This is a genomic window from Burkholderia sp. BCC0097 (genome assembly GCF_902832985.1).
Lineage (GTDB): Bacteria > Pseudomonadota > Gammaproteobacteria > Burkholderiales > Burkholderiaceae > Burkholderia > Burkholderia orbicola.
The window spans coordinates 632,348-644,604 of sequence record NZ_CADFDM010000002.1; the positions used below are offsets into that span (position 1 = coordinate 632,348).

Here is a 12,257-nt window from a genome sequence, read left to right on the forward strand (position 1 = left end):
ACCGGGAGAGATCCATGCTTGAAAGCATCTACATCGGCATGAGCGGCTTGACCGCGTATTCGCGCGGCTTGCAGACCATCAGCAACAATGTGGCCAACCTCAATACCGCCGGTTTCAAGACATCGACGCCGCAGTTCGCCGACCTCTACTACGGACAGCAATTCGCACGCGGCTCGAGCGGCAATCCGAACGTCACCTATTCGGGGAGCGGTGTCGAATACGGCTACGCTTCGCTGAATTTCAAGCAAGGCGACACGCGACCAAGCGATGGTCAGCTCGATCTCGCGATCCAGGGCAACGGGTTCCTGACGCTGCTCGACGGAAAGGACGCCCGCTACACGAGAACCGGCCAGTTCATCGTCGACGACGACGGGTCGATTCGCGACAAGAGCACCGGCCTGCAACTGGCGGCGCTCACCGGCTCGGGCGATCTCTCGGGTCTGTCGGTTGCCGGCAAGCAAGTGAATCCACCGGTGGCAACGACCGTCGTCAAATTCACCGACAACCTGTCGACGGGGTCGACCAGCTTCTCGATCCCCAACATCGACATCTATGACGCCACGGGCGGAAAACACACGCTCAAGGTCGATTTCAAACCGGATTCCGGTCCGCTTCCTGGACGCTGGAAGGTGTCCGTCAGCGACGAGAACGGCGCACCCGTCCAGGAAAGCACGCTGCAATTCACGGGCGGCATTCCCGATCCCGGGCAGAACAAGATCAGTGTCACGTTGCGCCCTGCCAACGCGCCGCTGCTCACGGTATCGCTCGACTTCTCCAATGGCGTGACGAGCTATTCTGCGGGCACGACATCGACCCTGCGCGTGTCGTCCAAGGATGGGTACGCGACCGGCACGCTGTCGTCGCTGAGCGTCGACCAGGACGGTCAGCTCGTGATCGGCTATTCCAACGGACAAAACGACAAGCTCGGCGCGGTCGCCCTCGCCAGTTTTTCCAATCCCCAGGAACTGATTCAGATGGGCAAGGGACTGTTCGATGCGAGCCACGCCGCCACGCCTGCGTATCGCTCAAGCAACGGCGCCGGCGTCGGCAAGCTGCTTTCCGGTGCGACCGAGGCGTCGAACGTCGACCTGTCGTCCGAGTTCGGCCAGCTCATCCTGATCCAGCGCGGCTTTCAGGCTTCGTCCCAAGTCGTGAGCGCGGCGAACGAGATGATGCAACAGCTGCTTCAGATGCGGAGTCAGGGATGAGCGTCGGCCCCGTCACCTGGCGCCCGGCCGGCAACCGCGATCCTGATCTCGCGCGGGCGCTGTTCGAGACGGCACTCTCCGACTGGCAGTCGCGGTGGTTCGGTCGGACGTGTTTTTCGCTGGGCGACGTCGCGAGCCTGCCCGGCACACCGCCCGAACCCGACGCGCGGGCGCAAACCAGTCACTGGTGTGCTCCGGGGGTGCGCATCGACATGTCCGAGCGCAGCGATCGGCGTCTGATCGACGCCGCGTTCGCCGCGGGTGGACACGCATTCGACAACCCCTCATGCCATGACTTCCTCGCATCGATCGCCGCCGAAATCCGCGACGACCTGATTGCGTCACTGTGCGCATCGCCCGCTTCCAGCCATACAGCTTCAGCACCCGCCGGCAATGACGTCCCCGCCGCCGCCGCATCGTTCAGCGGCTACGGTCTTTTTCGGCTGGCGATCGTCGCGCCGGATGGCGACGCGCTTGCGTTGCTGTTCTGCGACGTCCGGCACATCTGGAACAACGGAGCATCCGACGCGCGCACCACCCCGCGTTCGGGCATCGACATCGGGCTGACGCCGCGCCGTATCGCGCTGGATACGTGTCAGGTCGCACTGTCCGTGCGGCTCGGTCGATGTGAATTGTCCGCTGCCCAGCTGACGACGTTGTCGCCGGGCGACGTCATCGTCCTTGATCGCACGATCGACGCGCCTGCCACGCTGGTCGTCGACGAAACCTCGTCAACCGTCGCATTCGGTACGCCCGGTCATACCGGTACATCGCTTTCCTTCAAACTGACGTCGCTCGCGACGCCCGACTCGCCATGACTACCCATACGTTTCCCAAACAGGCCGTCGCGGCCCGCGTCGATCTGCCCGAACAGCACGCCGACGCGAGCGCGGAAGCATCGCCGCGCCCGATGCTCGAGCTGCTCGACGGCGTCAAGGTCACGGTCGACGTGCTGCTCGGTCGCGCCACGATGAACGTCAAGGACATGATGACGCTGCAATCGGGCGGCGTGCTCGAGCTGGATCGATCGCTCGGCGATCCGGTCGAGATCGCGTTGAACGGCAAGGCGATCGCGACCGGCGAAATCGTCGCCGTCGATGGCCGTTTCGGCGTGCGCATCGTCAGCGTCGGAACAGCCGATCGATGACCGCACCGGTACCCGCATCGTGGCTCGAGCGCACACCGGATGCCGCGCCCGCCGCCGGCCTCTTCTCGCACCTCGGCGTCGACTGGGTTCGCGTCGTGCTGGCGTTGCTGTTGTGCCTCGCGATCGGCGTGCTCGCCGCACTCGTCATCCGGGCACGCTCCGGCCGCGGCACGCCACGCGATCCCGGAAATGTGCCGCGCATTCGCGTGATCGAACATGCCCGCCTGTCCGCCCGGGCCACCTTGCATCTGATCGAATATGACCGGCGCGTCGTTCTCCTCATGTCGGATGCGAACGGCAGCCGTGTCGTCGACGCTCGCGACCAGTCGCCGCAGGAGCCCTGAGATGCGCTCGACATTGCTCCGCTTTCTGGCCGTCATGCTGTTCGCCCTCCTGGGCGGTGCCGCCAATTGGGTCCATGCGGCTTCTGCGGCGCAGGCTGCAGCCCCGCTGTCGGCGCTCGGCGTCGCCGACTTCGCGCGCACCGGGGCCGGCATGTCCGAAGCCGTCCGAATCGCCGTGCTACTGACGGTACTCAGCCTGCTCCCGGCATTCGTGGTCTCCATGACGGCTTTCATCCGGATCGCGATCGTGCTGTCGATGATCCGCCATGCATTCGGCATGCCCGAAACGCCGCCGACGCCGGTACTGATCAGCCTCGCGCTGTTCCTGACCGTGTTCGCGATGCTGCCGACGCTGCAGACGATCAACCACGATGCGCTTCAGCCGTTCATCGGCGGTCACCTGGAATTGTCGCAGGCGCTCGAGCGTAGCAGCGGGCCGTTGCGCGACTTCATGCTGCGCCAGGTGCGCGAAGACGAACTGAAGTGGATGTACGAGATGTCGCGCCAACCGCTTCCGGCCACGCCCGCCGACGTCAGCCTGCTGCAATTGACGCCCGCATTCATCCTGAACGAGCTGCGCGTGTCGTTCCAGATCGGCTTCGTCATCTTGTTGCCGTTCCTGCTGATCGACCTCGTCGTCTCCAGCGTACTGCTGTCGCTCGGCATGCTGATGGTGCCGCCCGCGACGATCTCGCTGCCGCTCAAGGTGCTGATGTTCGTGCTGGTCGACGGCTGGGGCCTCATTTTGCGCGGCGTGCTGGGCAGTTTCAAATGACGCTGCCGGATCTGCCGGGCGCGACGCACGCTCTGTCGCCAGAAGGACGGGAACACGATCTGTGGCTCGCCTTCGAGCGCAGGCGCGACCCCGATGCCAGGGAGGCGCTGTTCGATTTTTACCTGTCGTATGCGGCCGCGCTCGCCGGCAAGCTGTATCGCGGGCGGCATCGGGACGATGTCGAGTACCAGGACTACATGCAGTTCTCCTGCGTCGGCCTGCTCGAATCCATCGACCGGTTCGACCGGACCCGCGGCGTCGCATTCACGACGTTCGCCACGCAACGGATCAAGGGCAGCGTGCTGGACGGCGTCGTCCGGCTGACCGACGGGCAGGAACAGACCGCGCTGCGCGCCAGCATCCGCCGTGAGCGGCTCGAGTCCCTGAAGGATGCACCCGGTGACGAGCCGCGCGACGTGTTTCGCGTGCTCGCGGGCGTGACGGTCGGCCTCGCCATCAGTTTCATGCTCGACGATACGGGCATGATCGATGCCGCCCCAGGTGCGGTGCAGCCCTTCCAGGACCATCCATACCGGACGCTGGCGCAGCAGCAGACGCGTTCCCGCCTGTACGATGCGGTCGACCGCCTGCCTGCGCGCGAGCAGAAGATCATTCGCTACCACTACTTTCACCGCTTGAGCTTCGAGCACATCGCCGACATTCTCAACCTGTCCAAAGGCCGCATTTCGCAGTTGCATCGCGCGGCACTCGACGAGCTTCGTCGGCAGATCGGCACCGACGACTTCTATCTTCTTGCGTGACTCGCCATGGAAAACAACCCGTCATCGATCTTGTGCCCGGACGACCGGATGGCCGTGCTGGTGGAAACCATGCGATCCAGCGACGAGGCGGCGCTCCACGCGTTGAACAACGCACTCGAGCGCTGGCCCGACGACTATCGCCTGTGGTTCCTGCGCGGTGCCGTTCATGCCGGATCGCAGCACTACGAGGCCGCCAGAAACGATTTCGACGCATCGCGGCAACTGACGCCCGATTTCCCTGTCGCCGGGTTCATGCTCGGCTTTCTCCACTTGACTCACGGTCACGTCGATCGTGCAGTCGAGGCATGGCGGCCACTCGACGCGCTGCCAGCTGACGATACGCTGCGCGTGCTGAAAACCGGCTTGCTGAATCTCGTGGACGACCGCTTCGCGCTGGCCGGCGAGCAGCTGCGTGCGGGCATCGCATCGAATACGAAATACCCGCTGATCAATCGCTATATTGCGGATGTACTCCGCCACATCGAGTCGATCGTTGGTACGTCGCCGGGCAGTCACGCGTCATCCGAAAAGACGAGTATCCTTCCGGAAATCGATTCCGCGTCTTCCGCGCCCCGCTGACAGGCTTTTCCATCGCCATGATTTCCCGCACCACGCTCGACCAGCTCACCGAGATACTGCGCAGCGAGCTCGACAAGAAGGCCCGTGCGCGGCCGGGCGCCGCAGGCGCGACGTCGGCCGGCAGTACGACATCGAAAGGCGGCCCGCGCCCGTTGGGCGAAACGCTCCGGGCGCATATCGACCAGCTGCTCGCAGCGGGCGTGACCGACGAGTTCCAGTTGACGCGCGCCGCGGTCGAGCATGTGCTGCACCGACAATTCGGCGACGAGCAGGTCAACGATCCGACGTTTCAGTCGATTGCGAACCGGGTGGCGCAAGCCATCCTGGAAGATGACAGCCTCAAGGACGACCTGATGGCCGCGTTTGCACGCCGCAAGTAATGCTCGTCAAACTGAGCGAACGCACTTCACCGGGGGTAAAGTGACAAGCGATCACACCGTGCTCGACAGCGCATACGAGATCTATCTCCGCGACAAATCCCCGAGCGCCGGACTCGCGCTGTGTCGGGCGCTCAGACTCTCCGGTCACGCGGAAGAAGCCATACGGGTGTTGAAAGAACTCGCGGACAGCGTTGACGATCCGTTTTTTCGCGCGCAGATCGGTATCGACATGAACCTTCTCGGTCTTTTCTCGCAGGCCGAACCTCTATTGAGTCAATCGCTCACGGTGCTTCACCACGAACCTGATCGGCGAGCCTTGACAGCTGAACTCCTGATCTCGCAGTACGCTCAAGGCCGTTTTCGCGAAGCCCACACGCTTAATCGGCGCTCGCGCGATGCTTGGGGGCGAGCCGGCGTGGTTTCAAATATTTATCCGTCTCATACCAGCGAGTATCAGAGGATTGTCAACAAACTGCTTCGATGCGACGAATCTGTCGCCGGGAAGCGTGTCCTCATCATCCAGGAGGGCGGCCTTGGCGACGTGCTCATGTTCTCCCGGTACCTGCGCGCGTTACGGGATGAAGGTGCGGCGGGTATCGTATTGCAGGCGCCAGCCATACTCGCTCCGGTACTCGCCACCTATGACTGGGTCACGCTGGTCGAGAATGCCGGCGATGCAATCGACCAAAGCGATTGCATCATCTGCACCTTCGATCTCTTTGTCCGGTATCAAAAAACGCCGTACTTCCCGAGCTGGGGGGAGCCGTACGTACAAGCGCCGGCTGGACGGGAAATGGCGCCCCTTGCGAGTGCTACTTTCCGCAATCGACGCCATGGCGTTCGCGAGATAGGTTTGATCTGGCGCAGCAATACTGCGGTGCGGCACGAGCCGTATCGATCTATCTCGCTGGAGCAACTCGCACCGTTGTTCAGTTCGTCGGAATGTCGTTTTCATGCGCTACAGTTCGGCAAGATCACCGACGACGAGCATAGGCTGCTGGATCAACACGGCATCGGCATCCTCGGTCACGAGCTGCGCGATCTCGGCGATACGGCCGTCATTCTCAATGAGCTCGATTTATTGATCACGGTGGATACGGGCCCGGCTCACCTCGCTGGGGCGCTTGGGCGGCCAGTATGGGTGTTGCTGTCTGCGGCATGCGACGAGCGCTGGTACAACAGCCATCGCGATACGCCGTGGTACAGGTCAATGCAGCTATATCGGCAAGCAAGATTGGGCGACTGGAGCAGACCGATAACAGAAATGGCTGATGCGTTGGCTGGCGATGATGAAATGGGGTGATCGCTGCGCGGGCGAGGCGTGGTGATGGCCCGCTTCTACGACGATTTGCTGTCCGTCAGTCCATTCGGCGCAAGACGGCGCGCTCCGATTTCGGCGTGTAACGGGCCGGGGATCTTCTGGTACCAGATTGCGCGCTTACCTCGCAAAATAATTGGGCAACATGTCCAGCGTCCTGGCGATATCCAGCCCCTTCAGCTTGATATAACCATTACTGAAGCGGGACAATCGATCTTACTCAAAAAGCCCGAGAAGCAACTTGTCATAAGCTTCGATCTGCTTCGGATTGGTCGACAAAAACCGCCCAATCTTTTCTCGTTGCTGATTTCGATAATCTTGCCAACTCTCGTCGTGAAGTTCGATCGCTCGTTCGAGTTGCCGACAGCCTTCATCCACATCGTTTTTATTGTAAAAGTAACCCAGTTCGCGGCAGAGGTCGGCGTTGTGAACCAGCGCGTAACCGTTCCAGCATACGTCGAAATAGAAATAATTCAACGCAAGCCCTGATTGATGGGAGATGACGATGTCAGTGAATTCCGCAAGAAACTGAGGTGTATTGTGATACCCAACGAAGCTTATTTTTGAATCTCTCACGAGATCCAGGTGATGCGCAATGCCGATAAATTCGGGGCTGCCTTTTGCAAGATGCTCCGAATTCGTCGCATGCACATAGGATATTTTTGAGCCGAAGTTCCGGTAACCCAATTCCGCGATCAAGATCGGGTAGAGGCAGAACTTGGTGACGTCGATGTTCGGCTCCATGACTGACAACCGCTTCGGTTGCCCGGTCGGGCGATACTCCCCGCGATGTGGGAGCGCGGCTGATCGTTCTTCAACGCAGATCGGGTCCCAGACGAACGGTACCTCGCGAACAGGCTGGCGTCGCAATACGCTGAAGAAGCCGGCGCTGGTGTCGACGACTTGCGGGATGATCCACACCTGGTCGTAACGTTGGTTGATGAATACCGTTTCAGCATGCCGTCTGCCGAAAATCATGGCTTGCATCATGTGCACGTATTCCGGACCGCAGCAGTAGCTCACGACTTTCGTGCCACGCGCCTGCAGATACGCGGTTTGCTCTTGATCGATTTGCCCGCCGAGCTCGATCAGCACATCGAGCGAATCTTTCGCATCGTCGAAGGAGCACACCGGAAACTGCCCAAGATCCCACGGAAGATCGTTTGTGATCTTGACGCTCGTTGTATTGACCAGCTTGACTTGATGCCCGAGCGGTGAGTGCTGAAAGAGCTTCATCAGATACAGGGCGTTCTGCTTGATGCCGTTGACCCAAAGGCTCTCCGTCGCGTGGTGAAGGCCGATTGTGATGCCAATTTTAAGTGATCGTGCCGAACTCATTGGGTCTCCGGTGCTCGATAAGTAGCGAATAAGATCATAGCGTCCCCGCTTCTTCTGAGCAGTTAAAAACTGTCAAAATTCGAACTGATCGACCCTGGAAACCCTGGACACACATGAGTGTTAGTGTTCGGAGGCAATTTTCCCAACAGGAACGGGAGGTTGACGATGAAGCGCAAGCAATACTCGGTGGAACAGATCGTAACCGCGCTCAAGCACGCTGAGCTGGGTACCACCGTAACCGTCCCTGCGCGTGGAGGCCTTGCGCAGTTCCGTCCGTTGCTCCTCGATGAATCGTTCGGCCGAACCTTTCAGGATGTCGCGAGGGATGCCCATTTTGCGCGCCCATCGTCCATTCATTCATATCGCCGAAGGTCGAAAACATGGGCGTCACTTCGTCGCTACGCCTGATTTCTCTCTCGACTGCGCCGCTACTCTACAGCGAGAAACCAACGTCACACATTAACAAAAAGAACGTTTTCCTCATTCACCCAGAAGCGTTTGAGTAATTCGCTGTCATCGGCTGGTACCGCAAGCATGTTGAGGCCCGCGTCGAAAAAGCGGTAATCGTACTCACCGAGCAGATCTTTGATGCGCTGCGCGTCAGTCTTGAGCGTCTCCACCCAGATCATCGGGCGAAATGTCTTGATGATGAAGCGCGCTCCCATCAATACATCGATCTCCATCGATTCAACATCGATCTTCAGCAGGTCGACCCTCTTCAGGTTCAAACCATCGAGGGTGATTTGACGAACTTGTCGCCCTGTCTCCGGTGTGTAATCGACGGATTGCCCGATCGACAACACTGACGTCGCAGGCTCCCTGATCTCGAGGCTGCCGTACGAACCCGGCTGAGAATAGTTCACACTCGGGATCGTGATGACTTCGTCTGCCGCGCCGAGCGCAACTCCATGCGCCTGAACATTAAAAAGGTTATTTAGGGCAATGTTGCCGGCCAGAGCATAAAAAATGAAGTCTTGTGGCTCGAAAGCGTGCACCGTTCCCCATTGTGTCATCATGCGACCGGCCTCTATTGAAAATACGCCGATATTAGCCCCGCAATCGAGGAATACCACGCCGTCGCCTAACCTCTGTCGCTGAACGCGCAGCAGCGACAGTAGGAATTCAACCTCCGATCCGTCGAACGAGCCTGTTTCGAGCAGGTTAAAACCTACACCATAGCAAGGTCGTCCGTCGACCATCGCATAATCGTTGCGATTGACGATTAGCGGACCGTGGTTGGTCGCAGCAAGAATGAACGCTGTAGGGCGCTGCTCCGAGAACATGGTGGCCTCCTGTCGATTCCGGTGATTTAAACACAGCTCGGGTAGGAGGTGTCGAAGTCGTAGGTGAACAAGCAAGTATGGCCGCATTCAGCAATGTGTCCGCCAAGCAATGCAGGTTGAAGCTTGTCGTAGCTATCTACTTCCATGTTTGGCTCTCCGCGATCCTGATGCCCCTCCTTGATTCGATCCGGTCGCAGGCACATACCGCGGGATTTCCAGATTCTTGTCCAGAAGGGATGTCGTGATCGATTCGCGATTGATGAGCCGGATGCCGATCTTCACGTATCGAACGCGGTCCGCCTCGCGTCCTGAACGAGACGGCGCAGCGCCATTCACCCGGACTGCGTTTACGATTTGGCGACCGCTGCGCGGAACGCGGCATCCTCCAGCAACTGGCCAATCAAACTTCGATACAAGGATTCATACTGCCCTGCCGCCTGGGGAATTGCCGATACGCCAAGGAAAGCCGAATCCCATTCAGTACTCGCGGTCAGGATGCGGTCGTACAGTACTGTTGCCGTCCGCGTCACCACAAAGCGTGCAGCAAGCGTCGCCCTGCCGGTACCGACAGGCGCTTCAATGGAGCTTTTCAACAGCGAGCCGGTAATGACCGTATCGGAATGCGGGTCGAGTAGCCCGGCCGACTGCAACTCTACGCGTAACGTTTCCCGGAGATATTGGGCAAATGAGTTCTCCAGCGGCGACCGCACCATATTGCTTCGAACGCTGACGCCGCGATCAACGCTTGCAGGAAGCGCGGCATCGAGCCTGAACTCGCCCACGGCCATCGCCCCGAGTACCGGGCCGCCCGCTCGCATACGCACGGTGTTCTCGATAGTGGGCTTCGGCAAGCTCATTGGCATCTCCGCGCAGCCTGTCAACGATGCGACAAGCAAGAACGCACCGAAGCCAATCAAGCGGCTGATACGCCAATCAATTGAAAGCCGGATCATCGGCAAGGTCCTTCAGCGCATTGCTCAACACGTCGCGCGTCATTGTCTCGATCGCCTCGCGGATCGACGCCGCCTTCTGTGCGGCTGGCGGCGGGCTGGTTATTCCCACTGTCGTGTGAATGGCATGGCGTGCAGTCTTCACGATCGGCGTGCTGCGACCCGCCGGCAAATACGAAACCGTGCAGATATACCCGTCCGTTACGACGTTGCCGGCAAGGCCGAAAGTCAGGCCCGTGACAAATCCCTTCGCGGCGGGATTGTCCGTCAGCACAACGTTGTTCAACGTCACATTGAGCAGAGCGACGTCGGGCGCCGAATCGGTCGACACGGCCGAAAACAGGTTGGTGTCCTTGACTTCCTTGATCACGACATCTTTCAACTGGTCTGTCGCACGCGGATTCGGGGCGCCCTTGCTCTGGAACTCGAATACCAACTGGACAGGCTTCGGCTGCGCAACCTGTTTCATCTCCGCCGCCGGCACCTCTTTGATGGTCGTGTCGACATAGGAACTCGCGCAGGCAGAGAGCAGTGCTGTGACGACCAGCAGCGATGCGAGCATCGTGCCGCGGAGTCGCGTCCCCTTGCTTTGTTGATTCATGATTTGTTAATAATTTAAATTATTTAAATGTCAACACTATCGTTCAAAATATAAATTATCCGGAATACCCAATCACATCCCAAAAAAAATTCATGCATCTCAAATTTGCCACAATTGCTTGAAAAAATTAACCACTGCGCGGAAATAAATAAACCCAATAACCCCTGATGGGATTCAATGACTCCGTTTCATCAGGAAAAGCACGCCTGACAATGACCCCTTTATGGGCTCGCGAACATTGCGGTCCGCTCGGAGAGGTGTTGTCACGTTAGCGAGCGATGTCTCAAACCCGCGCCACGCTTGGCTGTCCATCTGCTCGACGCACCGCCTCCAGCCATGCCAGCCTTGCCGATCACCGATGACGACCGCGCGTTCTTTGTCGCCCTGGGCGAACGTATGGCCCAGTTCCGCAAGACGCGCGGCCTCACACAAGCCCAGCTCGCGGAAACGCTCGGATTGACCCAACAGACTTACCAGTCGTATGAGGTCGGCCGCCGCCGCATTCCGGTTTCGGCGCTGCCTCACGTCGCGCGCGCACTGTCGGTCACACTCGATGATTTGTTTGGAGAGGCGGACTCGACGCCGCGCAGCAAGCGCGAGCCGATGCCAAAGTGGCAGAAGCAGATCGAAGTGATCGCGCAACTGCCTCGCGCCAAGCAGCAGTTCGTCGCGCGGGTCCTCGATACCGTGCTCGCACAGGAAGCACGCTGATCGACCTTCCTCTTTAGCCGCTCACGACGAGCGGCTCACCCACCCCACGCGACTGCCGGGGTTGGGGAGCCTATTTTTTATTTCTATAAAGACAGCAGCCGAACTGCATCGAGCAACGAGGGCCATTCCAACATCGGCCCCTGTCATACGTTTCGGCACCATGTGCCTATCCTGCAATAGCGTCCTTTGCTCCTCGCACGAACGCAACAGGAACACGACCGGTACACGGCAGCACATCGATGGAACATCGACAGCACCTCTCTGGTTTCCAAAGGGCTGCGCCCTTTGGGCACGATATGGTTCGGCAATGCGTCCCCGCATTTCCGTAAACATATCCGTCGTGCCTGTCGTTTTCTGTCGGGCGACACCCGGGATACAGGTCTGCGAGACGATCGATACACCAGGGCCACAACAAGGCCACACGGTCGTCGGCGTGCGCTCGATGTGGTGCAATCTGCACCATGCCGCAAAGCCCCGTCCGTATTGGCTCAGCGCGATCCGCGGTCGCCGCAGTTCGTTTCTCCGCTCAGGAATGTGGTGCGCCTCAAACCCGCGCCACGCTTGGCTGAGCGACCGTTTCGCACGCGATTTGGTACGTGCGTCATGTCTGTGCTATTTCCAAGGGGTGGTGCGTTTTGGACCAACACAAGATTTATGCTGCAAACGGGACCAACGACGGCGCGACGGCCAGCGCTGGAATTCGGCAATTGCCGGCGTCGACGGCGGCCGTCACGAACGACGAACATCGAGTCATTGCCGACGACTGGCTGCGTCGCGCGGTCGATGGAATCCGCGTCATGCACCTCGATGACGACGAACGCCGGCGCGTCGCCAAACAGCTCTTCTAGGATTCGAGCGCAGA

Annotated in this window: 16 protein-coding genes; 11 read left to right on the forward strand and 5 right to left on the reverse strand. The window is 59.8% G+C overall.

Going from position 1 to position 12,257, the window contains the following annotated elements; all coding sequences use genetic code 11:
* Positions 1–14 precede the first annotated feature (14 nt).
* Genes HWX07_RS08095 through HWX07_RS08135 form a run of 9 tightly spaced genes read left to right on the forward strand, consistent with a single transcriptional unit; the run spans position 15 to position 6,497 of the window.
* Positions 15–1,208, forward strand: a complete 1,194-nt coding sequence (locus tag HWX07_RS08095; RefSeq protein ID WP_175875899.1) for a flagellar hook-basal body complex protein — start codon at positions 15–17, stop codon at positions 1,206–1,208.
* A complete protein-coding gene (locus tag HWX07_RS08100) occupies positions 1,205–2,026 on the forward strand; it encodes a FliM/FliN family flagellar motor switch protein (protein WP_175875900.1) in 822 nt (273 codons plus the stop codon). The genes HWX07_RS08095 and HWX07_RS08100 overlap by 4 nt, the downstream gene beginning before the upstream one ends.
* The gene (fliN, locus tag HWX07_RS08105) at positions 2,023–2,355 is read left to right on the forward strand and encodes a flagellar motor switch protein FliN (RefSeq protein ID WP_060214286.1); all 333 of its coding nucleotides are present in this window, start codon (positions 2,023–2,025) and stop codon (positions 2,353–2,355) included. The genes HWX07_RS08100 and fliN overlap by 4 nt, the downstream gene beginning before the upstream one ends.
* Positions 2,352–2,699 carry a hypothetical protein gene (locus tag HWX07_RS08110; RefSeq protein ID WP_175875901.1) on the forward strand — a complete coding sequence of 116 codons (348 nt, stop codon included), beginning with the start codon at positions 2,352–2,354 and terminating at the stop codon, positions 2,697–2,699. The genes fliN and HWX07_RS08110 overlap by 4 nt, the downstream gene beginning before the upstream one ends.
* Positions 2,659–3,474, forward strand: coding sequence for a flagellar type III secretion system pore protein FliP (fliP, locus tag HWX07_RS08115; RefSeq protein WP_226244856.1), 816 nt, complete (start codon positions 2,659–2,661; stop codon positions 3,472–3,474). The genes HWX07_RS08110 and fliP overlap by 41 nt, the downstream gene beginning before the upstream one ends.
* A complete protein-coding gene (locus tag HWX07_RS08120; RefSeq protein WP_226244857.1) occupies positions 3,471–4,235 on the forward strand; it encodes a sigma-70 family RNA polymerase sigma factor in 765 nt (254 codons plus the stop codon). Before fliP ends, HWX07_RS08120 begins: the two co-directional genes overlap by 4 nt.
* 6 nt (positions 4,236–4,241) lie before the next feature.
* Positions 4,242–4,814 (forward strand): hypothetical protein, encoded by a 573-nt coding sequence (locus tag HWX07_RS08125; RefSeq protein WP_175875902.1) that lies wholly within the window; start codon positions 4,242–4,244, stop codon positions 4,812–4,814.
* A gap of 17 nt (positions 4,815–4,831) precedes the next feature.
* Positions 4,832–5,194, forward strand: a complete 363-nt coding sequence (locus HWX07_RS08130) for a hypothetical protein (RefSeq protein ID WP_060214295.1) — start codon at positions 4,832–4,834, stop codon at positions 5,192–5,194.
* A 58-nt stretch (positions 5,195–5,252) separates the two neighbouring features.
* Positions 5,253–6,497: a glycosyltransferase family 9 protein gene (locus HWX07_RS08135; RefSeq protein WP_175875903.1), complete on the forward strand. Its 1,245-nt coding sequence runs from the start codon at positions 5,253–5,255 to the stop codon at positions 6,495–6,497.
* 231 nt (positions 6,498–6,728) lie between these two features.
* Here the strand turns inward: HWX07_RS08135 and HWX07_RS08140 are convergent, their stop codons facing one another.
* The 5 genes from HWX07_RS08140 to HWX07_RS08160 form a co-directional block, all read right to left on the reverse strand.
* The gene (locus tag HWX07_RS08140; RefSeq protein ID WP_175875904.1) at positions 6,729–7,850 is read right to left on the reverse strand and encodes a DUF2827 domain-containing protein; all 1,122 of its coding nucleotides are present in this window, start codon (positions 7,848–7,850) and stop codon (positions 6,729–6,731) included.
* A gap of 120 nt (positions 7,851–7,970) precedes the next feature.
* A complete protein-coding gene (locus HWX07_RS08145; RefSeq protein WP_175875905.1) occupies positions 7,971–8,207 on the reverse strand; it encodes a hypothetical protein in 237 nt (78 codons plus the stop codon).
* Positions 8,208–8,302: 95 nt separating this feature from the next.
* A complete protein-coding gene (locus tag HWX07_RS08150) occupies positions 8,303–9,133 on the reverse strand; it encodes an FkbM family methyltransferase (RefSeq protein ID WP_175875906.1) in 831 nt (276 codons plus the stop codon).
* Between the two features lie 347 nt (positions 9,134–9,480).
* Complete coding sequence (locus HWX07_RS08155; protein WP_175875907.1) at positions 9,481–10,086, reverse strand: hypothetical protein; 606 nt, start codon at positions 10,084–10,086, stop codon at positions 9,481–9,483.
* Positions 10,067–10,645: a hypothetical protein gene (locus tag HWX07_RS08160; protein WP_175875908.1), complete on the reverse strand. Its 579-nt coding sequence runs from the start codon at positions 10,643–10,645 to the stop codon at positions 10,067–10,069. Before HWX07_RS08160 ends, HWX07_RS08155 begins: the two co-directional genes overlap by 20 nt.
* Positions 10,646–10,984: 339 nt before the next feature.
* Here HWX07_RS08160 and HWX07_RS08165 point away from each other — a divergent pair, with 339 nt between their 5' ends.
* The gene (locus tag HWX07_RS08165; protein ID WP_244129952.1) at positions 10,985–11,395 is read left to right on the forward strand and encodes a helix-turn-helix domain-containing protein; all 411 of its coding nucleotides are present in this window, start codon (positions 10,985–10,987) and stop codon (positions 11,393–11,395) included.
* A 635-nt stretch (positions 11,396–12,030) separates the two neighbouring features.
* Positions 12,031–12,243, forward strand: coding sequence for a hypothetical protein (locus tag HWX07_RS08170; protein ID WP_175875487.1), 213 nt, complete (start codon positions 12,031–12,033; stop codon positions 12,241–12,243).
* Positions 12,244–12,257: the final 14 nt, after the last annotated feature.